Source organism: Acinetobacter sp. 148 (genome assembly GCF_031196675.1).
Taxonomy (GTDB): Bacteria; Pseudomonadota; Gammaproteobacteria; order Pseudomonadales; family Moraxellaceae; genus Acinetobacter; species Acinetobacter baumannii.
In genome coordinates this window covers 17169-38807 of the sequence record NZ_JAVIMT010000038.1, presented here as the reverse complement: position 1 = coordinate 38807, position 21639 = coordinate 17169, and the positions used below count along the sequence as shown (strand labels likewise).

Annotated in this window: 18 protein-coding genes and 1 riboswitch; of the genes, 15 read left to right on the top strand and 3 right to left on the bottom strand. The window is 40.6% G+C overall.

Annotated features, from left to right (window positions below):
* Positions 1–87: 87 nt before the first annotated feature.
* Positions 88–990 carry a UDP-3-O-acyl-N-acetylglucosamine deacetylase gene (gene lpxC / locus RFX69_RS06365; RefSeq protein ID WP_000240700.1) on the top strand — a complete coding sequence of 301 codons (903 nt, stop codon included), beginning with the start codon at positions 88–90 and terminating at the stop codon, positions 988–990.
* Between the two features lie 97 nt (positions 991–1087).
* Here the strand turns inward: lpxC and RFX69_RS06360 are convergent, their stop codons facing one another.
* Entirely contained in the window at positions 1088–1528 is a 441-nt protein-coding gene (locus RFX69_RS06360) for a DciA family protein (protein ID WP_000042455.1), read from the bottom strand.
* A gap of 107 nt (positions 1529–1635) precedes the next feature.
* On the opposite strand from RFX69_RS06360, the gene RFX69_RS06355 reads away from it, so the two are divergent.
* The 5 genes from RFX69_RS06355 to RFX69_RS06335 all read left to right on the top strand — a co-directional run bounded on the left by RFX69_RS06355 (position 1636) and on the right by RFX69_RS06335 (position 8523).
* On the top strand, positions 1636–2328 hold the full coding sequence (locus RFX69_RS06355; RefSeq protein ID WP_000557460.1) for a M23 family metallopeptidase: 693 nt from the start codon (positions 1636–1638) through the stop codon (positions 2326–2328).
* Positions 2329–2578: 250 nt separating this feature from the next.
* The gene (gene aceE, locus RFX69_RS06350) at positions 2579–5296 is read left to right on the top strand and encodes a pyruvate dehydrogenase (acetyl-transferring), homodimeric type (RefSeq protein WP_000896433.1); all 2718 of its coding nucleotides are present in this window, start codon (positions 2579–2581) and stop codon (positions 5294–5296) included.
* A gap of 2 nt (positions 5297–5298) precedes the next feature.
* The gene (locus tag RFX69_RS06345; protein WP_199970470.1) at positions 5299–7278 is read left to right on the top strand and encodes a 2-oxo acid dehydrogenase subunit E2; all 1980 of its coding nucleotides are present in this window, start codon (positions 5299–5301) and stop codon (positions 7276–7278) included.
* A gap of 148 nt (positions 7279–7426) precedes the next feature.
* The gene (locus tag RFX69_RS06340; RefSeq protein ID WP_000900285.1) at positions 7427–7699 is read left to right on the top strand and encodes a hypothetical protein; all 273 of its coding nucleotides are present in this window, start codon (positions 7427–7429) and stop codon (positions 7697–7699) included.
* Between the two features lie 36 nt (positions 7700–7735).
* Positions 7736–7932, top strand: a riboswitch (yybP-ykoY riboswitch).
* A 15-nt stretch (positions 7933–7947) separates the two neighbouring features.
* Complete coding sequence (locus tag RFX69_RS06335; RefSeq protein WP_001154984.1) at positions 7948–8523, top strand: TMEM165/GDT1 family protein; 576 nt, start codon at positions 7948–7950, stop codon at positions 8521–8523.
* Between the two features lie 58 nt (positions 8524–8581).
* Here the strand turns inward: RFX69_RS06335 and RFX69_RS06330 are convergent, their stop codons facing one another.
* Positions 8582–10747: a TonB-dependent siderophore receptor gene (locus RFX69_RS06330; protein WP_289332972.1), complete on the bottom strand. Its 2166-nt coding sequence runs from the start codon at positions 10745–10747 to the stop codon at positions 8582–8584.
* 227 nt (positions 10748–10974) lie between these two features.
* Here RFX69_RS06330 and RFX69_RS06325 point away from each other — a divergent pair, with 227 nt between their 5' ends.
* From RFX69_RS06325 to recJ, 6 genes are all read left to right on the top strand, one after another.
* The gene (locus tag RFX69_RS06325) at positions 10975–11772 is read left to right on the top strand and encodes an MBL fold metallo-hydrolase (protein WP_000505326.1); all 798 of its coding nucleotides are present in this window, start codon (positions 10975–10977) and stop codon (positions 11770–11772) included.
* A gap of 91 nt (positions 11773–11863) precedes the next feature.
* On the top strand, positions 11864–12229 hold the full coding sequence (locus RFX69_RS06320) for a YkgJ family cysteine cluster protein (protein ID WP_000952247.1): 366 nt from the start codon (positions 11864–11866) through the stop codon (positions 12227–12229).
* Between the two features lie 135 nt (positions 12230–12364).
* On the top strand, positions 12365–13831 hold the full coding sequence (gene guaB / locus RFX69_RS06315; RefSeq protein ID WP_000956023.1) for an IMP dehydrogenase: 1467 nt from the start codon (positions 12365–12367) through the stop codon (positions 13829–13831).
* 149 nt (positions 13832–13980) lie between these two features.
* Entirely contained in the window at positions 13981–15318 is a 1338-nt protein-coding gene (gene glmM / locus RFX69_RS06310) for a phosphoglucosamine mutase (protein WP_000119870.1), read from the top strand.
* Positions 15319–15328: 10 nt separating this feature from the next.
* Complete coding sequence (pdxH, locus tag RFX69_RS06305) at positions 15329–15985, top strand: pyridoxamine 5'-phosphate oxidase (protein WP_001286115.1); 657 nt, start codon at positions 15329–15331, stop codon at positions 15983–15985.
* On the top strand, positions 15986–17686 hold the full coding sequence (gene recJ, locus RFX69_RS06300) for a single-stranded-DNA-specific exonuclease RecJ (protein ID WP_289332973.1): 1701 nt from the start codon (positions 15986–15988) through the stop codon (positions 17684–17686).
* 43 nt (positions 17687–17729) lie between these two features.
* Here the strand turns inward: recJ and RFX69_RS06295 are convergent, their stop codons facing one another.
* A complete protein-coding gene (locus tag RFX69_RS06295) occupies positions 17730–18497 on the bottom strand; it encodes a putative porin (protein ID WP_000731728.1) in 768 nt (255 codons plus the stop codon).
* Between the two features lie 392 nt (positions 18498–18889).
* On the opposite strand from RFX69_RS06295, the gene prfB reads away from it, so the two are divergent.
* The 3 genes from prfB to RFX69_RS06280 all read left to right on the top strand — a co-directional run bounded on the left by prfB (position 18890) and on the right by RFX69_RS06280 (position 21574).
* Positions 18890–19985, top strand: a protein-coding gene (prfB, locus tag RFX69_RS06290; RefSeq protein ID WP_096640204.1) for a peptide chain release factor 2 whose coding sequence is annotated in 2 segments (ribosomal slippage) — positions 18890–18961 and positions 18963–19985 — 1095 coding nt in all. Because the reading frame shifts where the segments join, the coding sequence is not laid out codon by codon here.
* A 199-nt stretch (positions 19986–20184) separates the two neighbouring features.
* The gene (locus RFX69_RS06285) at positions 20185–20487 is read left to right on the top strand and encodes a helix-turn-helix transcriptional regulator (protein ID WP_000350419.1); all 303 of its coding nucleotides are present in this window, start codon (positions 20185–20187) and stop codon (positions 20485–20487) included.
* 28 nt (positions 20488–20515) lie between these two features.
* Positions 20516–21574: an alkene reductase gene (locus RFX69_RS06280; protein WP_000819050.1), complete on the top strand. Its 1059-nt coding sequence runs from the start codon at positions 20516–20518 to the stop codon at positions 21572–21574.
* Positions 21575–21639 lie beyond the last annotated feature (65 nt).

The following is a 21639-nucleotide window of genomic DNA, read 5'->3' as shown; positions in this document are numbered from 1 at the left end:
GCAGTGTATAAACACTGCCTTTTTTTATTTTTGATCAATGACTAAATATGCTAACGTATAGCGGTTTTAAAAAAGAAGTTACAAAGCATGGTGAAACAGCGTACTCTCAATCGTGTGGTAAAAGCGAGTGGAATAGGTCTTCATAGCGGTCAAAAAGTGATGATCAATTTCATTCCACATACCGTGGATGGAGGTATTGTATTTCGCCGTATCGATTTGGATCCACCTGTCGATATTCCTGCTAATGCATTGCTGATTCAAGAAGCATTTATGTGTTCAAATCTTGTTACTGGCGATATTAAAGTCGGGACAATCGAACATGTGATGAGTGCGATTGCTGGTTTAGGAATCGATAACTTAATTGTGGAAGTGTCTGCATCCGAAGTTCCAATTATGGATGGTAGTGCTGGTCCATTTATTTATTTGCTCATGCAAGGTGGCTTGCGTGAACAAGATGCTCCTAAGAAATTTATAAAAATATTAAAGCCAGTCGAGGCTTTAATTGATGATAAAAAAGCAATATTCAGCCCGCATAATGGCTTTCAGCTTAACTTTACGATTGATTTTGATCATCCTGCATTTGCCAAAGAATATCAGTCTGCAACTATCGATTTTTCTACTGAAACGTTTGTGTATGAGGTCAGTGAGGCACGAACTTTTGGTTTTATGAAAGACTTGGATTATCTCAAAGCAAATAATTTAGCTTTAGGAGCAAGTCTAGATAATGCAATTGGCGTAGATGATACGGGTGTGGTGAACGAAGAAGGTTTACGCTTTGCCGATGAGTTTGTTCGTCACAAAATTTTAGATGCAGTTGGTGATTTGTATTTACTTGGTCATCAAATTATTGCCAAGTTTGATGGCTATAAATCAGGACATGCCTTAAATAATCAGCTATTACGCAATGTTCAAAGTGATCCGAGTAATTATGAAATTGTAACATTTGATGACGAGAAAGACTGTCCAATTCCATACGTGAGTGTGACATAAGTCATTGTCTTTATTTGGCTATGTTATAATGTAACATTAATAAATGTGATTTTTATCACATATTAAGAACGATTCTAATTAAGAAATAGAAAGCTCATCATTTTTTATTGCTTGCCAAACGTAGTAAAGCTTGGCTAAGCTTAGGGTCGCTCACGAAGTCGGCAGCACTACGTAACATTTCTTGTGTTTCCGGGGGGATGGATTTAGAAGGCTCAGATGAGGTCGTTACAGGAATAGTTTTATTTCTTAAGCGAACTTGAATTCTTTGTAGGTCTTTTAATCCTTCAAGTTGAGATAATTTAGATACATATTGGCTCTGTAAATAGCTGAGTTGACTAATCATTGCCTGATTTTCACCAGTAATAATTAAAGAGCCATTTTGATAACACACGACTTGCCATTGTTCCGGTTGGGGCAATAAGGGTTGGATTATTTTCGTAAGTCTTTGCCATTGCGCGACTTGCGTTGTTAGAAACGTAAGGTTTCCTGTTTTTATGTGTTTTCCGGTTTGTTGAAAAACGTTATCGGGTTTAGACATTGATCATTCTCAAATGGTTTCTTGTCCTAATCTTAAGCGTTCATTTCAACCGATATCAAGGAAGAGATCATAAGGAACTTGAGTAAGAACAGTTTCAAGAGGTTTTTATGCACACGCGTCGTATTTTATTAGCGTTTTCACTTGCCGCTTCGGCAGCATCGGTTGCTTTTGCAGATTATCAAAATATTAACCAATCCACTGATTCAGATCGATTGGAACAGTTATCAAAAACACTATCTCAAGGCTCATATACTCATCCTGATGATTTAGATCTTCCGGCGAGTGCAAAAGTTTCAGTGACTTTACGTGAGAAAACAGTTGAACTCAACAATGATTCACTGGCAAAGAAATACGGCACTACGACAGCTAAAAACTCATTTAAAACCTCTTCTTCAAATCCTTATTCTTGGTTAGTTTCTCATCCTCTTCCTGATACAGTACGTGTTTCTTCTAACTTTGGTGGTCGTACCATGGGTGGTCGTGCAGAGCATCACGGTGGATTAGATATGGCTGCACCAAGTGGTACGCCAATCTATGCGACTGGTCCGGGTATTGTGACTAAATCAGGCTGGGGCACAGGTTATGGCCAATATGTTGAAATTAACCATGGTAATGGTTATTTAACACGTTACGCGCATGCTTCACGCTTAATGGTTCGAGTAGGTGATCAGGTTTCTGCTGGTGACCATATTGCTAATGTTGGTTGTACAGGCCGTTGTACTGGTCCACATTTACATTATGAAGTAGTTAAAGATGGTCAGCGTAAGAATCCATCAACTTACTTAGCAATGTTGCCTTAATTACATTGCCGCAAAGGTCAAGGTTATTAAATTTATGAATTTGAAATTAACTTAAACCTTTTTTAACGTAATGATTGTATAAAAAAACGCCTTTATTGGCGTTTTTTTGTTATTTTGTTTACTGCTCGGTCAATGACTATTCATTCAGAAAATAATAGGCCCCCCCCACATTCACCCGTGGCAATAACTTGAAAGGGGTAAAACGTGGTAAAAATACAAAGTAGATTAGAGAACAAGGAACAGGTGAATTATGGCGTTTTACGGTGACTCCGACGCACAAGAAACCCAAGAATGGCAAGATGCATTCGATTCAGTTTTACAACACATGGGAACTGAGCGAGCGGCATTCTTGTTGGAAAAACTTTACCAACAAGCAATTGCTAAGCATGTTCCAATTCAACGTCTCAATACACCTTACTTAAATACAATTTCTGTTGAAGAGCAACCTGCAATGCCAGGCGACCAAGATATGGAACGCCGTATTCGTGCATTGATTCGTTGGAATGCCTTAGCAATGGTACTTCGCGCGAATAAAACAGGTGATGATTTAGGTGGTCACTTGGCGAGCTTCGCATCAAGTGCAACATTATATGACGTAGGTTTTAACCATTTCTTCCGCGCTAACAGTGATAACTTTGGCGGAGATATGATTTATTACCAAGGACACTGTGCTCCTGGTATTTATGCACGTTCATTCCTTGAAGGACGTTTAACTGAAGAACAGTTAAGTAATTTCCGCCGTGAAGTTGGCGGTAACGGTTTACCAAGCTATCCACATCCATATTTAATGCCAGACTATTGGCAATTCCCAACTGTATCAATGGGTCTTGGTCCAATCATGTCGATTTATCAAGCGCACATTCAAAAATATTTGATGAACCGTGGCTTGATCAAAGAAGAAGATCGTAAAGTTTGGGCATATCTCGGCGATGGTGAGATGGATGAGCCAGAAAGCTTAGGCGCGATCTCACTTGCTGGTCGTGAGAAGCTTGATAACTTAATTTGGGTAGTTAACTGTAACTTACAGCGTCTAGATGGTCCTGTACGTGGTAACGGTAAAATTATTCAAGAACTTGAATCAATCTTCCGTGGCGCAGGCTGGCGTGTCATTAAAGTAGTATGGGGTCGTCATTGGGATCCATTACTAGCTAAAGACACAAGCGGCGCATTAAAAGCACGTATGGAAGAAGCTGTTGATGGTGACTATCAGCGTTACCAAGTAAAAGGCGGTGCATATACACGCGAAAAATTCTTTGGTAAGTACCCAGAAGCTGCGGAACTTGTAAAAGATTTAAGCGATGAAGATATCGATAATCTTAACCGTGGTGGTCATGACCCTTACAAAGTTTTTGCTGCGTATGCAGAAGCGATGAAGGCAAAAGGTCAACCAACAGTAATCTTGGCGAAAACCATTAAAGGTTACGGTTTATCTGAAGAAATTGAAGCGGTAAACAAAACTCACCAAATCAAAAAGATGCAAATTGACTCTTTAAGATATGTACGTGACCGTTTCAATCTTCCATTCACAGATGAGCAATTAGAAGAGCTTCCATTCTATCGCCCAAGTGAAAACTCTCCAGAAATGAAATATATGAAAGCGCGTCGTGAAGCGTTAGGTGGTTACTTACCTGCACGTCGTCGTGAGAGTGAATCTTTAGCGATTCCTGATTTATCTGTATTTGATGCAGTGTTGAAAGGTTCGGGTGGCAAAGAGCAATCAACCACTATGGTGATGGTTCGTTTAATTGCTGCTTTACTTAAAGAAAAAGCAATTAAAGACCGCGTAGTGCCAATCGTTCCAGATGAAGCACGTACTTTTGGTTTAGAGGGTATGTTCCGTCAGCTTGGTATTTATGCCGCTCACGGTCAAAAATATACACCGGAAGACCAAGAGCAGTTAATGCATTACCGTGAAGCAAAAGACGGTCACATGTTACAAGAAGGGATTAACGAAGCAGGTGCGATGAGTGCATGGGCTGCGTTAGCGACAAGTTATTCAACCAATAACTTGCCAATGATTCCAATGTACATGTACTACTCAATGTTTGGTTTCCAACGTATTGGTGATATTGCATGGGCTGCGGGTGATGCACAAGCTCAAGGTTTCTTGTTAGGTGCGACTGCGGGTCGTACAACATTGAACGGTGAAGGCTTACAGCACCAAGACGGTCATTCTCACATCTTGGCGAACACGATTCCAAACTGCGTATCTTATGACCCATGTTTTGGTTATGAGTTGGCTGTCATCGTACATGACGGTTTACAACGTATGTATGTGAATCAAGAGCGTGTGTTCTATTACTTAACTGTAATGAATGAAAACTACGAGCATCCTGCAATGCCAGAAGGCGTTGAAGAAGGTATTAAACGTGGTATGTATTTATTCGAGAAAGATGAAAAAGCAACTGTTCAGTTACTTGGTTCAGGTGTAATCCTTCGCGAAGTGATTAAAGCTGCGAAAATCTTACGTGATGAATACCAAATCCATTCAAACGTTTGGAGTGTAACAAGCTTCAATGAATTGGCACGTGATGGTATGGCATGTGAAGAATACAACCGCCTACACCCACTTGCTGAAGAAGTTAAAGAATCTTGGGTATCTAAACAATTACGTGGTACGGAAGGTATCGTAGTTTCTGCTACCGACCATATGCGTGCTTACAGTGAGCAAATCCGTGCGTATCTTCCAGATGGTCGCCCATTTGTTGCATTGGGTACAGATGGTTACGGCCGTTCAGATACACGTGCGAACTTACGTAGTTTCTTTGGTGTTGATGCTGCGCACATCGTTGTTGCTACCTTGAAAAAATTAGCTGACGAAGGTGAAGTAGACGCACGTTTAGTGAAAGATGCAATTTCTAACTTTGAGCTAGATACTGATCGTCCGGTTGCATGGGCGCCGCAAGCACATCCGGAAGTTCAGCCAGTTGCTGAATACAATGAAACGCAAACAGGTGAGGGGAACTAAGCATGCAAATTAAGACCCCTGATATTGGTGTAGATAAAGCAAACGTCGCTGAAATTTTAGTAAAAGTTGGCGACCGTGTTGAAGTTGACGACAGTATCGTTGTGCTTGAGTCGGATAAAGCAACTGTTGAAGTGCCTAGCACTTCAGCAGGTGTCGTAAAAAGTATCTTGATTAATCAAGGTGATGATGTGACTGAAGGTGTTGCTTTGATTGAGATCGAAGCAGAAGGTGCGGCACAAGCAGCACCGGAACCAACACCAGCTCCTGCGGCTGAAAAGCCAGCTGCTCCAGCACCGGCGCAACAAACTCAGGCTTCAGCTCAACCTGCTGCTACATCAACTGCAACTGTTGAAGTGACTGTACCTGACATCGGTGTTGAAAAAGCATTGGTTGGTGAAATCCTCGTTAAAGTGGGTGACCAGATCGATGTTGAACAAAGTATTGTGGTTGTAGAGTCGGATAAAGCGACTGTAGAAGTTCCAAGTAGTGTTGCTGGTACTGTAGAAAGTATTCAAGTGAAAGAAGGCGATACCGTTAAAGAAGGTGTTGTTCTTATTCAAGTGAAAACAGCAGCTGCATCTAATGCGCAAGCAGAAGCTCCTACTACTACACCAGCTCCAGCTGCGGTAGCAGAACCGGTTGCTGCAAAGCAAGAAACTGTGGCAGCGGTTCCAGCTCAGTCTGGTTCAGTTGATATCAATGTTCCTGACTTGGGTGTAGACAAAGCTGTTGTTGCTGAAATCTTGGTTCAAGTTGGCGATAAAGTTGATGTAGACCAAAGCCTTGTTGTTGTTGAGTCAGATAAAGCAACTGTGGAAGTTCCAAGTACCGTTGCTGGTGTTGTAAAAGCAATTCACTTGCAAGCAGGCCAACAAGTTTCACAAGGTGTATTGCTTGCAACAATTGAAGCTGAAGGCCAAGCACCTGCTGCTGCACCAGCGGCAAAAACAGAAGCAGCCCCAGCTCCACAGGCAGCAGCATCTAAAGCAGCCGCTCCTGTTGCAACTCAGTCTGCACCTGCGGCGCCTACATCTGGTACTGATAAGTTAACGAAAGAGCAAGAAGCAGAAAACGCTAAAGTGTATGCTGGTCCTGCTGTTCGTAAGCTGGCTCGTGAACTTGGTGTGATCTTGTCACAAGTTAAAACTTCTGGTGAGCATGGCCGTGTTGTTAAAGAAGATATCTTTGCTTATGTGAAGAGCCGTTTAACTGCGCCGCAAGCTGCACCAGTGGCTCAAGCTACTGCTGCTCCGGCTGGATTGCCGTCATTACCTGACTTTACTGCTTTTGGTGGCGGTGAAGTGAAACCAATGACGCGTTTACAGCAAGTTTCTGTACCGCAGTTGTCTTTAAACAACTACATTCCACAAGTAACTCAGTTTGACCTTGCGGATATTACTGAGCTAGAAGCTTGGCGTGGTGAGTTGAAAGACGGCTTTAAGAAACAAGGTGTGAGCCTAACAATTTTAGCATTTATTGCAAAAGCAGTAGCTCACTTGTTGAAAGAAGAGCCTTATTTTGCGGGTCACTTAGCAGATGATCAGAAATCTGTATTGCTCCGTAATGAAATCCATATGGGTATTGCGGTTGCGACTCCAGATGGTTTGACAGTACCTGTACTACGTAATCCTGACCAAAAATCAATTAAGCAAATTGCTGTTGAATTAGGTGAGTTGAGTAAAAAAGCGCGTGATAAGAAATTAACACCGAAAGATTTACAAGGTGCTAACTTCACGATCACAAGCTTGGGCTCAATTGGCGGTACAGCATTTACGCCACTAGTTAACTGGCCACAAGTTGCAATTTTGGGTATTTCACCTGCAACGATGCAGCCTGTATGGAATGGTAAAGACTTTGATCCACGCTTAATGTTGCCATTGTCATTGTCTTATGATCACCGTGTAATTAATGGTGCGGATGCAGCGCGCTTTACAAATAAACTTACGAAACTTCTTAAAGATATTCGTACTTTATTAATCTAATGCTTTGAAAGAACATACTAAAACCTCGCTTCGGCGGGGTTTTGTTTTAATGTCTATTTGACTTAATTTTAGGTTAATCTACAGATTAAGCAGGATTTATCGAGATTGAGGAGACATTTCTCGTTATTACGTAAAGGAGAAATAGTAAATGTTGGGTTTTCTGAAAATTATGTTGCCCTTGTTGTTGGTTGTATTTTTATTGATGGGAATATGGGTCAGTATTTTGCACTTCCCTTGGGAGTGGATGACTTATGTTGTCATGGGGATTGAAGTGTTTGTCGCTACTCTGATTTTACCCCTTGAATATCAAACTGGAACAAGTAGCAGCCATATTGGTTTTATCAGTATAAGTGCTTGTTTTGCAGTGCTGTTAGGAATAGCCCGTTTATTCGTGTGGACATGGGTAAAATTTTTTGCCTGAATATTTGAAAAATAGATTTAGTCGAATATAATAAGCCCATACCTCATTGGGGAGTAGCCGCTATTCACAGCAAATGTGAATAGGTGATGGTCAACATAATTGTTCAACAGAACATGGTCATCATAGCTTAAACGTCTCATCGTTCCTGAGTTGGCAAGACCTTTGATTTACCACTCTGCAATCATTTTATGATATTTGGCTAGCAGGAGGGGTAGGTCATAGGCATTTATGCTAGCCAGAGAACCGACATGCAAGAATTTCTGATTTCTACCTCGATTGTTGCCCTCGCTGAAATGGGCGATAAAACTCAATTGTTGGCACTTTTATTATCTGCTCGTTTTCGTAAGCCAATCCCTATTTTAATCGCGATTCTTTTAGCAACTTTAATTAACCATGGTATTTCTGCTGTGCTTGGGCAGTGGATTACAACAGTTTTAAGCCCTGAAATTTTAGTCTGGGTACTTGCAGTTGGTTTCATTGGTATGGCGTTCTGGATGCTTATTCCAGATGAGCTTGATGATGAAACAGCGAGTATTAATAAATGGCAAAAGTTTGGCGTTTTTGGCGCAACCTTTATTTTATTTTTCTTGGCGGAAATTGGCGATAAGACTCAAATTGCAACAGTCGCTTTAGCTGCACGTTATGACAGCATTTTCTGGGTAATGTTAGGCACAACTTTAGGAATGATGATTGCCAACGCACCTGCTGTATTTATTGGCAATAAGTTGGCTGAACGTTTGTCTATTGCGCTCATTCATAAAATTGGTGCTGCTATTTTCTTCATTGTAGGTGTTTCTACGCTCGTACAGCATTACTTCTTTTAAATGATTTTAAGCTTATATAAAAACGCACTCATTAAGAGTGCGTTTTTTCTAACGAGTATTAATAATTAAATTTCACAGTAAAGTTAATTTGGCGTGGATTGCCGAGTGTTACCAAATTTTCGTTGAGAGCACCCGCATAATAATCTTTATCAAATAGATTACGGATCGCAAGTTGAGCACCCCAACGCTCAGCCTCATAGCCAGCTTCGGTATCAAATACTGTATAGCCCGGAATATGCACATCTAAACCATCAACAGTTTTATAAGTTTCACCTCGGAAACCACCACCTACATACCAACCAAGTTTTGATGATGGATCAAATTTGTAACGAGCTGACAAGCTATAAGCGTGTTCAGGAATATTGTCGAGCGCTTTCCCTACATTGCTTGCATTTGCATCTTTACTAATTTCTGCATCAATTGTGTAGGTATATGCAGCCGTTAATTTTAAACCTTTTAAAATTTCTGCACTAAGTTCAGTTTCAATACCGCGAGTTAACTGTTCACCACGTTGTACTTTATAGCCACTATTCGCAGTATCAGTAACCAAAACATTCTGACGTTTTAGATCATACCAAGCGATAGCACCTTGAATTCGTTGATCCGGACTTTGTAATTTCATCCCGACCTCAACCTGTTTTCCTTTTTCTGGCTTAAATGGGTTGCTATTTACATCAGTACCACTATTTGGGGTAAATGAAGTAGCGTAGCTCACATAAGGTGCCACAATGTCATTGAGGGTATACATGACAGAAGCACTGCCCGTAAATGCATTATCTGATTGTTTACTCGCATTGCCAGTTACTAAACTTGTAGTTTGGGTTTGTGCCCAATCTTGACGTCCTGATAAGCTTAAAAGTAATTGATCATTAAGCTGAATACGGTCGCGTAAATAAAGCCCCAGATATTTGAGACGGTTGATATCACGTACATTTTGCTTCAATGTCACGTTCTGACCATAGACAGGGTTATAGATATTTAAATCGCCAATATCATATTTATCATTGGTGTAATCACTTTTTTCCTGAAAAGCATCGACTCCAATATTAATGTCGTGCTGCATGCCATATAGATCAAACTGTTTATTTAAACGGTTATCGATGGCGAAGCTTAAGTTATCAATAACTTGGTGTCGGCTGTTATTTTTACGGCTGATAGTCGTGTAATCAATTTCACCTTGTTTATCTTTTGCCCAAAAGTTACTACCTGTACGAGCAAAGACTGCTTTGCCATCCATTTCGGTTTTTTGTACGGCAAAATTCTGGTTAAAGTTCCAGCCATTATCAAAAGTATGTTTAAACGTATAACCAGTGCGATAAACATCTGCCTCATATTTACCGAAATTAGGGTCGCCAATATATAAACTACGATCTATAGGTCCATTAGGGTTGTCTTTTAATGTACCAATTACAGGTAAACCTTGCTGACGAATATATTCGCGGTGTTGATAGCTTGCGATTACAGAGAGGTCAGTGTTATCACCGAGGTCAAAATTATAAGAAGGCGAGATATAAAAATTTTTAAAATAAACATAATCGGTTGGATCATCTTGATCAGAGATACGTCCATTTAAACGGAAAGCACCTTTTTCGCTATTGTTTGGGCTGTAGTTTAAATCGAATGTTCCTTCTTTAAGGCTGTAACTACCATAAGTCATGCTAGCACGTGCAAAGCTTTCTGCTTCCGGTCTTTTAGTCACTAAATTGACCATACCACCCGGAGCAACTAAACCGAAATTAATAGAAGCAGGACCTTTTAAAATTTGTACCTGATCCATTCCCGAAATTTCAGCAGCTACAGAAGGGGTAGGAGAACTTTGGCCAATTCTTAAACCATCGACATAAACCGAATCAGAAGAAGTTTGCCCACGGATAATGAAATCATCCCAACCGCGGCGACCAAGTTTCCCAGCTTCTACACCTGCGACCCCTTCAAGCGCATCCGTAAGAGTTCTTGCTTGTTTTTGGTCAAGTTGTTCACGGGTGACGACAGAAACTGATTGAGCAGTTTTAAATAGAGGTGCATCTGATTTTAAAGCTGAGTTTGCTTTTGTTGCGACATAAGAAGTGGGATTTTCTTTTTGTGCTTGAATAGAAATAGTGGGTAACACATTGGTTGAATTTTGCTGTTCTGCCGTTTCTTCAGCATGACTTGTTGTCATTGAAGTAAAAATAGCAACTGCTAACAAAGTTTTTGAAGTTGAAAAAGCAAAGCGTTGAGTCATGGGAGGCCTAAACAGCACAAAAAGTAAATTTGATAATGAGAATTATTTTAATTTATTGCAGTTTAATTTTAAATAACATTATGATTCATTTATAAAATAAGAAAAGCAAAATCAATTTTAAAATATTATGAGAAAAATAGAGTAATTCATTGCATGAGTTATTGAATCCCATTATTTTATTATGGAAATAAAAATATCTAATATTTAAAGTTTTTTTGGGGAATTTTATGGGGTTTGAAAAAACAACATCACAGATATTATTTGATAATGGCGTACACAAATGTATTAGTTTTACCAGTTTGGTCAAAGGGGAAGGCATACAAGCCAATCAATTTTTAATTATTGATCATGAGCGTGCTGCCGTGATCGACCCGGGTGGTGATTTGACCTATGTTCCGCTGACAATGGAACTTAATAAATATACGCGCCTTAAAAATCTTGATTATGTGATGGCTTCGCATCAGGATCCAGACATTATCACCTCAATGCCCCGCTGGTTGGTTTATACCGATGCTAAAGTGGTGGCCTCAAGATTATGGGCAAGGTTTTTACCTCACTTAAATTCATCATTTATGAGTGAGCGTATGAAAGGGAATTGGGAAGACCGTTTGATTGAGCTGCCTGATCGTGGTCAAGTGATTCAATTAGGTGAATCGAAACTTGTAATTATTCCAGCGCATTTCCTACATTCGGTGGGTAATTTTCAGTTTTATGATCCCGTTGCTAAAATTTTATTTTCTGGTGATATGGGGGCATCCATTGTAGATGATGCAAGTCAGCCTCTAAAAGATTTTGATAGCCACGTGATGAAAATGAAAGCTTTTCATCAACGTTATATGTGTTCAAATAAAGTCATTCGCTTATGGGTCAACATGGTCCGTCAGATGGATATTGAAATGATTGTCCCTCAGCACGGTAGTCCATTTATTGGTAAAGAGATGATTAATCAGTTTTTAGACTGGATTGAAACATTGCCATGCGGTGTAGATTTAATGACAGAACAAATTTTTAGCTGTCCAACATAAAAAATAATATTCGACATATTGAGTCCAATTTGAAATTTTTTTAGGATTTCGCGTCGCAGAAAAATTTTTGATGACGAGAATTTGAATAAAAATGTTATCTCAAGTTGCGACTCCAGATGAATGCCTACGTTGTGGGGCATGTTGTGCACATTTTCGGGTTTCATTTTACTGGGCTGAGGCCGAGTTAATGGAAGAACATCTAGTTGAACCTTTGACACCTGTCTATTCATGTATGCGTGGAACTAATCAGCTTGAGCCCCGATGTCAGGCTTTGACGGGTGAAATTGGTAAAGAGGTGGGTTGTTCCATCTATGCAGTGCGTAGTTCTACCTGTAGAGAAGTGCAGATTGCTGATGAGCAGTGTAATAAAGCTCGTTTAGCGCACCAGCTTATTCCTCTTATTCAAGTTAGCCCGGCAGATTCAGAGAATGATCACGACTATGATCAGGTGAGTTAAATATAAGCTAACACAATAATAAGTGGGAAATATTTAGAGTAGGCGAATATCTATTGCTGAAAAAGGCAAAGATAATATGAAAATTGCATCGAAATTTGTTTATAATAGCTCACGGAATTTACCAGTGAGATTGTTATGCTGACCATCGTTCAAGAAGCGCTAACCTTCGATGATGTCTTATTACTTCCTGCCTACTCTACTGTTCTCCCAAAAGATGTCTCTCTAAAGACACGTTTAACTCGCGGCATTTATTTAAATATCCCATTAGTTTCAGCTGCAATGGATACAGTGACTGAGTCACGTATGGCGATTGCAATGGCGCAAAATGGCGGTATCGGGATTTTGCACAAAAACATGGATATTGCTGCTCAAGCTGCAGAAGTACGCCGTGTGAAAAAATTCGAAGCGGGTATGGTGAAAGACCCTATCACTGTAAGCCCTGAAACTACAGTACGTGAACTGATTGCAATTACCTCTGCTAATAACATTAGTGGTGTACCTGTTGTTAAAGACGGCAAGGTTGTTGGTATTGTGACAGGCCGTGATACGCGTTTTGAAACCAACTTAGAACAACCTGTTAGCAACATCATGACAGGCCAAGATCGTTTAGTCACTGTACGTGAAGGCGAGTCTAAAGAAAATATTCAAGCATTATTGCAAAAACACCGTATTGAAAAAGTCTTGGTCGTTGGCGAGAGCAACGAACTTAAAGGCTTAATTACAGTAACCGACTTCCGCAAAGCCGAGAGCTATCCAAACAGTTGTAAAGATGATCTTGGTCGTTTACGTGTTGGCGCTGCGGTAGGTACAGGTGCTGATACACCAAGTCGTGTGGAAGCATTGGTTGAAGCTGGTGTTGACGTCATTGTTGTTGATACAGCACATGGCCACTCTGCTGGTGTAATTGAACGTGTACGTTGGGTGAAACAAAACTTCCCTCAAGTACAAGTGATTGGTGGCAACATTGCAACTGGTGATGCTGCATTAGCATTATTAGATGCAGGTGCAGATGCTGTAAAAGTGGGTATTGGCCCTGGTTCTATCTGTACTACACGTATTGTGGCTGGTATCGGTATGCCACAAATTTCTGCAATTGACAGCGTTGCTAGCGCATTAAAAGATCAAATTCCTTTAATTGCAGATGGCGGTATCCGCTTCTCTGGCGATATGGCAAAAGCGATCGGTGCGGGTGCAAGTACGATCATGGTTGGTTCATTACTTGCAGGTACTGAAGAAGCGCCGGGCGAAGTTGAGTTTTTCCAAGGTCGTTACTACAAAGCATATCGTGGTATGGGTTCATTAGGTGCAATGGCGGGAGCAACTGGTTCTGCTGACCGTTATTTCCAAGATTCAAAAGCGGGTGCTGAGAAGTTAGTACCAGAAGGAATCGAAGGCCGCGTTCCATATAAAGGCCCAATGGGTAACATCGTTCATCAAATGATGGGTGGTTTACGTTCATCGATGGGTTATACAGGTTCAGCTGTGATTGAAGATCTTCGCCAAAATGCGAAATTTGTGAAAATTACTTCAGCAGGCATGTCTGAGTCACATGTTCATGATGTAACGATTACTAAAGAAGCTCCGAACTATCGTGTTGGTTAGATTTTGGTAACCAAAACAATCAAGAAAGCCGTCAGTACACTGACGGCTTTTTGTTTTTGGTGTAAAGTAAATCCGATGAAAAGAGATATGGCGGAATAGCCATATATGAAATGAGCCACGGCTGAAGTGGCGTAAAAATGAGATAAGCTATGAGTTATTTTGGAACGGATGGTATTCGTGGAAAATTTGGGCAAATGCCGATTACGCCAGAGTTTGCTTTAAAACTCGGTTTTGCTGCAGGGAAGGTATTAAAACGAACGAGTCCGAAAAATAAACCACTTGTTGTATTAGGAAAAGATACTCGTTTATCCGGTTATATTTTAGAGTCTGCTTTGCAGGCGGGATTAAATGCTGCTGGTGTATATGTTCACTTACTTGGACCATTACCGACACCGGCAATTGCACATCTTACCCGTGCCTTACATGCACATGCAGGGATTGTTATTTCTGCATCACATAACCCATATTTTGATAACGGGATTAAGTTCTTCTCAAGTGAAGGTAAAAAATTACCAGATTCATTGCAGGAAGAAATTAATAAAGAATTAGAAAAAGATTTATTTATCGAAGACACTGCAAACTTAGGTAAAAGTGTTCGTGTGACCGATGCAAATGGTCGTTATATCGAATTTTGTAAATCTACATTCCCATATCATTTTGATTTAAATAATTTAAAAATTGTTGTGGATTGTGCTCACGGCGCTGCTTACAGCGTTGGCCCTTCGGTTTTCCGTGAACTCGGCGCTAAAGTTGTCGCTTTATACAATGAGCCAGATGGTTTAAATATTAATGAAAACTGTGGTTCAACTCATCCAGAGAGCTTACAAAAAGCGGTTGTGGAACATGGGGCTGACTTAGGTATTGCCTTTGATGGTGATGCTGACCGTGTAGTGATGGTTGATAAGTTCGGTAACTTAATTGACGGTGACCACATCTTATATATTTTAGCGACTCAGGCAAAAAACAAGCCAGCAGGTGTTGTTGGTACGGTAATGAGTAACATGGCACTTGAAGTGGCACTTGAAAAAGCAAATGTTGGCTTTGTCCGTGCAAAAGTCGGTGACCGTTATGTGTTACAAGCCCTAGAAGAAAACGGATGGGTAACAGGTGGTGAGCCTTCTGGTCATATTCTGACTTTAGACAAGAGCACAACAGGTGATGCGATTATTGCAGCATTACAAGTGTTAACCGTGATGGTTGAGCAGAACAAAGCGCTGCACGAATTGGTTAACGGCTTTAAACTGTACCCACAGGTTCTTGTAAATGTACGTTTGGAACAAATGCTTGATCCATATTCTATTCCTGCATTAGTTGCTGAGTTCAATAAAGCTGAAGAGCAGCTCAAAGGACGTGGACGTATTTTAATTCGTAAGTCTGGAACTGAGCCAGTCATTCGTGTCATGGTTGAAGGTGATAACGAGCAAGAAGTGAAAACTTTAGCTGAACATTTAGCAAATGCAGTTCGTTCACAGGCACAAGTCGCATAAGGTGTATGGCATGAGTGATGTCATTAAAGACTTAAGTGAATTGCGCTTAAGCTATGAACAAGGTGAGTTGTACGAGACTCAAGTTGCTAGCAATCCCCACGAGCAATTTCTAGGTTGGTTTAATCATGCTTTAGCAGCTAACTTGCATGAACCGTATGCAATGTCATTAGCAACTGCGAGTGCTAGTGGTCGTCCGCATGTCAGAACTGTGTTGTTACGCGGTGCGACAGAAGCAGGTTATGATTTCTATACCAACTATGACAGTCAAAAAGGTATAGATTTGGCAGAAAATCCATATGCTGAATTGTTATTTTATTGGCCAAGTCTAGAGCGTCAGGTACGAGTAGGTGGGCATGTTGTAAAAATTCCTGAACAGGAATCTACAGACTACTATCATAAACGTCCACGTGATAGCCAGATTGCAGCTCATATCAGTACCCCCCAAAGTGGCAAAATCGAAAGTCGCGAGTTGTTACAACAGCGTTTTCAAGACTTGCAACAACAAGTTCAAAGCCGTGAAGTACTCGATAAGCCGGAGTTCTGGGGCGGATATCGTCTACAGCCGGATTATTATGAGTTCTGGCAAGGGCGACCAAATCGTTTACATGACCGCTTGAGTTATGAAAAAATCGACGGTCAATGGACGTTGCACCGACTGATGCCTTAAATGACAAAAATACAAATTAAACAAAGACCTTTATTGACACGCCCTGAACAGTTTCAGGGCGTGCCTCCGTTTATTGCCGAAATTTTGGCAAGACGGGGCGTACAATCCGAGCAAGAACTAGAGTTAAAGCTTAAGAATTTATTGGCTCCTGAACTCAAGGGGTTGGACGCAGCTGTAGCATTAATGGATCAAGCCATCGATGAGCAGAAAAAAATAGTTATTGTGGGGGACTATGATGCTGATGGTGCAACCAGCACTGCTTTAATGATGCTCGTGCTTCGCGATATGGGAGCACAAGTCGACTATCTGGTACCGGACCGTTTTAAATATGGCTATGGACTTACTCCTGCCATTGCTGAGCTTGCTCATCACACCTATCAACCCGATCTATTAATTACGGTTGATAATGGAATTTCTAGCCATGCTGGTGTTGATGCAGCACATGCCCTAGGCATGCAAGTGATTATTACCGATCATCACTTAACGACTAAAGAAACACCACTTGCAGAAGCAGTTGTTAATCCAAATCAATTAGGCTGTGAGTTTCCAAGTAAAGCATTGGCAGGTGTTGGCGTTGCTTTTTATGTACTTGCCAATTTGGCGAGCCTACGCAATAGACAAGGTAAAAGCACAAGTAAAGTTACCCAATATTTAGATTTGGTCGCTTTAGGAACTTATGCTGATGTTGCTGTCCTAGATTATAACAACCGTATTTTTGTCAATGCAGGTGTAAAACGCATTCAGCAACATCAGTGTCGAGTGGGAATCTTAGCCTTACTTGATATCGCTGGTCGGGAAGCTACTTCAATACGTGCTCAAGATTTAGGTTTTGTGCTCGGACCGCGCATTAATGCTGCTGGACGTATGGAGAGTATGCGTATTGGGATCGAGTGTTTATTAGCTGACACGATGGAAACTGCATACCCCATTGCTCAGCAATTAAATCAGTTAAATATCGATCGCCGTCAAATTGAAGGGGAGATGAAGCAACAAGCTTTATCTGCTTTAGACAGTTTACAACTCTCACAACAAGATATTCCCGCGGCGCTTGTTCTGTTTGAAGAAAACTGGCACCAAGGTGTAATCGGGATTGTCGCGGGACGTTTAAAAGAACAGTTTCATCGCCCAACGATTGTGTTTGCCCCAGATGAAGATGGTATTCATATTAAAGGCTCAGCACGTTCCATTGATGGGGTGCATATTCGAGATACCATTGAACAAGTTGCCGAACAACATCCTGAGCTGGTGAGTCATTTTGGTGGACATGCGGCAGCGGCAGGCTTAACGATTCGTAAAGAAAACTTTGAAGCTTTTAAAACCGTATTTAATGATTGTGTAGCTGCTATGGATGAATCAATCTTTCAAGCGACATTATGGACCGATGGTGAGCTACCTGTCTCTGCTTTGCAATTAGATACCTTAAACTGGATTGAGCAATTAGGTCCGTGGGGACAAAAATTTCCACTGCCTCAATTTGAAGGATATTTTAAAGTTATCGATTTTCGTTGGCTCAAAGAGACACATTTAAAGCTTAGATTAGCGATAGACCAATATAGTTTCGATGCTATTGCTTTTAATGCGGCAGGTCGCTTCGAGTTTGATCCGATGCGTGACCATGTGCATTTGGTTTATGAAATAGACCGTAATGTCTTTAATGGTAATGTGAGCTTACAGCTACGCATTGTGCATTTAAATCAATAAAAAAATCCGCTCAATTGAGCGGATTTATTTAATCTAGGTTAGATTAGAAGCGGTATGCTGCACGAACACCATAAGTGTTGTCGTTATCACCGAATCCAACACGACCTTCAACACTAACTTGCTGATTTAAGAATTTTTTAGCATTGATACCAAATTCATCTTTATCAGTTAAGTCGTTGTTATAGTAGTCCACACCTAAACTTAAAGTTTTATCGATGTAGTAGTCACCACGAACTTTATATTCGTCAAGGTCACCAAACGCACCATAAGCTTCAAGGTTTACGTCATGTTGACCAACTTGAGTTACATACTTCGCACGAACGGTAGGATCTGCACCGTCTTTACCGTCTTTCTCGTCGTAACCTTTAACACCTAGAGCAAGTAATAAACCAGGAGCTGGTAAATAACCTACTTCTGCAGCATAAGTAGTCACTTTGCTGTCGATATTAGTGTTGTCGATTTCACGTTCGTTTCTGCCTACATCACCGCTAAGGTAAAAGTCAGAGTTCGGAACGAAGTACTCAACGCCTACGCCATATTGAGTGTCTTTTGTGCCGCTGTTATCACCATAGTTAACATGCGCGTTAACGTTACTTGCACGGTTTAAGAATGCTGCTTCTGCAAGCGGTGCATTACGTGTTTGAACAGGGTTGAAATAATAAGTCCCATCAACACCGAATTTGCTTACGCTGCTGCCATTATCTGGATCAAGATAATTGTAAGAACCACCAACTTCAGCTTGGTAAGCGTTTGCTGCGCCACTTACTGCAAGCGCAGATAAAAGAGCTGATGCAATTGCTAGTTTTTTCATGGAATCTCTCCCCTCTAAAAACGATTTTATAAATGTTTTGTTACAACTTTCAGTCTAGAGCAAAATCATTTACCGTCAATCTTGTCCAAGTAACTGGACTGTAACCATGTGCTTTTTATGTAACTATATTTAATTTAATATATTGATTTTAAATAATAAAAAAACAATGTTTTATTTTATTAAAAATGAGGAGATTTTGTGTAGAAACTTAAAAATGCTGGAAAAGTACCCAATTTTGTATGGGGATGTTACGAGTTAAGCTTAAAATCTACTGAAAGAAAATTAGCAAACTTATTCATTGAAATAAGAGTTAGCGATTAAAGCAGGTTCGAAGATAACCGTAGCTATGATAAAATATTCGACTGTTTATCTGCTTTTATGGGAACACTCGCGTGGAAATTAATCCTTATCTAAACCAATTGAAAGACTTAACTGATCGTAGCCAAACACTACGGGGGTATCTTTGACTACGATCTAAAAAAAGAACGTTTAGAAGAAGTTTTACGTGAGTTAGAAGACCCTGCGATCTGGAATGATCAAAACCGTGCTCAGGCAATGGCGAAAGAAAAGGGCGAACTAGAAAATGTCATTAATGTATTAGATGGCTTATCTACACAGCTTGAAGATGCAAAAGCAATGTTGGATTTGGCTGTAGAAGCTGATGATGAAAGCTTGCTTGAAGATGTTCAGTCTGAACTGAGTACTGCTGAAGAAGAATTAGCAAAACTTGAATTCCGCCGTATGTTTAGCAATCCAATGGACCCGAATCCTTGCTATGTCGAGATTCAGGCGGGTTCAGGTGGTACAGAAGCACAAGATTGGGCTTCAATGCTATTACGTATGTATATGCGCTGGATTGAACGTCATGGTTTTAAAGCAGAACTTATGGAAGTCTCTGACGGTGACGTCGCAGGTATCAAATCTGCTACGATTCGTGTTGAAGGTGAATATGCGTATGGTTGGTTACGTACAGAATCTGGTGTACACCGTTTAGTACGTAAATCACCATTTGACAGTGGTAACCGTCGTCATACTTCTTTCTCTGCGGTATTTATTTCTCCAGAAGTTGATGACAATATCGAAATTGATATTAATCCTTCAGATGTTCGTACTGATACTTACCGTGCATCTGGTGCAGGTGGTCAGCACATTAACAAAACCGATTCGGCAGTACGTTTGACGCATATTCCGACTGGTATTGTAGTGGCATGTCAGAACCAACGTTCACAGCATGCGAACCGTGATCATGCATGGAAACAGTTACGTGCAAAATTGTATGAATTAGAAATGCAAAAACGTAATGAAGCTGCTCAAGCACTTGAAGACTCGAAGTCTGATATTGGTTGGGGTAGCCAAATTCGTTCTTATGTACTTGATGACTCTCGAATCAAGGATTTACGTACGGGTGTTGAAAATTCAAATACTGGTGCGGTTCTTGATGGTGACCTTGATCGTTTTATTGAAGCGAGTTTAAAACAGGGGTTATAAGAGTCTTTTGAACTTTTAATTCTCTATAACTCTTAAATTTTTAGCGATTAAAACGGCAAAGCAGTTCAGTGTTTGGAAGTTAATCGGAAAAATACGATATGAATATCGAAAAAAATAGATATGAATATCGTCAAAATACGATATTATGTTTCCGAAATGCTGAACAAAGCTTTGTTCGTTTACAAGACGTGTTGAGCCTATGGATATTGATGCAATTAGCAAAGCCCTAGCCAATCCTCTGCGTCGGCAGATTCTGCAATGGTTAAAAGAGCCGGAGCATTATTTACCGGTAGAAGAGTGTGGTGGTAGTTTTGAAAAAGGGGTTTGCGCAGGTCATATTGAACGTTTGGGTAAAGTAGCTCAGTCTACGATGTCCAATCATTTGTCTGTATTACAGCAGGCGGGTCTCATTCAGGTCCAAAAATATGGACAATGGTCTTATTTTTCACGTAACGAAGCTTTGATTCAGCAATATATCGAACATTTAAAACAAACACTTTAAAACAAATAAAGTGTAAGTCGAGGCGATCATGGCTGAACTCAATACTCCCTTAACAGTTGGTGATTTTGAAATTAAAAATCGACTGGTAATGGCCCCATTAACACGTGCGCGTAGTGGCGAAAGCCGTGTTCCCAACGATTTAATGGTGCAATATTATCAGCAACGTGCAAATGCTGGTCTCATTCTCACTGAAGCAACAGTGATTGGTTCAAAAACCGTAGGTTATGCAGATACTCCGGGACTATGGTCACAAGAGCAAGCACAAGCATGGAATAAGATTATTGAAGCAGTTCATGCTCAAGGTTCAAAAATTGTAGTTCAACTGTGGCATGTGGGTCGTATTTCACATCCAGAGCTTTTAGATGGCGATATTCCTGTTGCACCGAGTGCGATTCAACCTGCGGGTGAAGTAAGTTTATTACGCCCTAAACGTCCATATGTAACGCCACGTGCGCTTTCAATTGAAGAAATTCAGGAAATTGTTGCTCAATATAAGCATTCAGCTGAATTGGCTAAAGCAGCAGGTTTTGATGGCGTTGAGCTACATGCAGCAAATGGTTATTTAATTGACCAGTTCCTTCAAAGTAATACTAACCAGCGTGATGATGAGTATGGTGGTCCGGTTGAAAACCGCGCTCGCTTGTTATTAGAAGTAGTTGATGCCTTTATTGAAGTGTGGGGCGCTGGCCGAGTAGGTGTGCATATTGCACCGCGTGGCGACTCGCATGATATGGGTGATGAAAACCCGCTAGCGACATTTGGTTATGTGGTTGAACAACTCAGCCAACGTAATGTGGCTTTCATTTTCTCTCGTGAATATGAAGCAGCTGATAGTATTAGCCCACAATTACGTAAAAAATTTAATGGTGTATGGATTGCCAATGAAAATCTGACACCAGAGTCAGCAAAACGTATCTTGCGTGAAGGTCAAGCAGATGCTGTATCTTTTGGTAAAGCATATATCGCTAACCCAGATCTATTACAGCGTTTAGAACAAGGCTTACCTTTAAATGAACTTCAACCAACAACTTTATATGCTAAAGGCGCTGAAGGATATACAGACTATCCGGCTTTAGAAGCTTCATAAGTTCATAATATTATTTAAATTTACTATGTGCTGAACTTGCTCTTTTGTGAGTTCAGTAAATGACT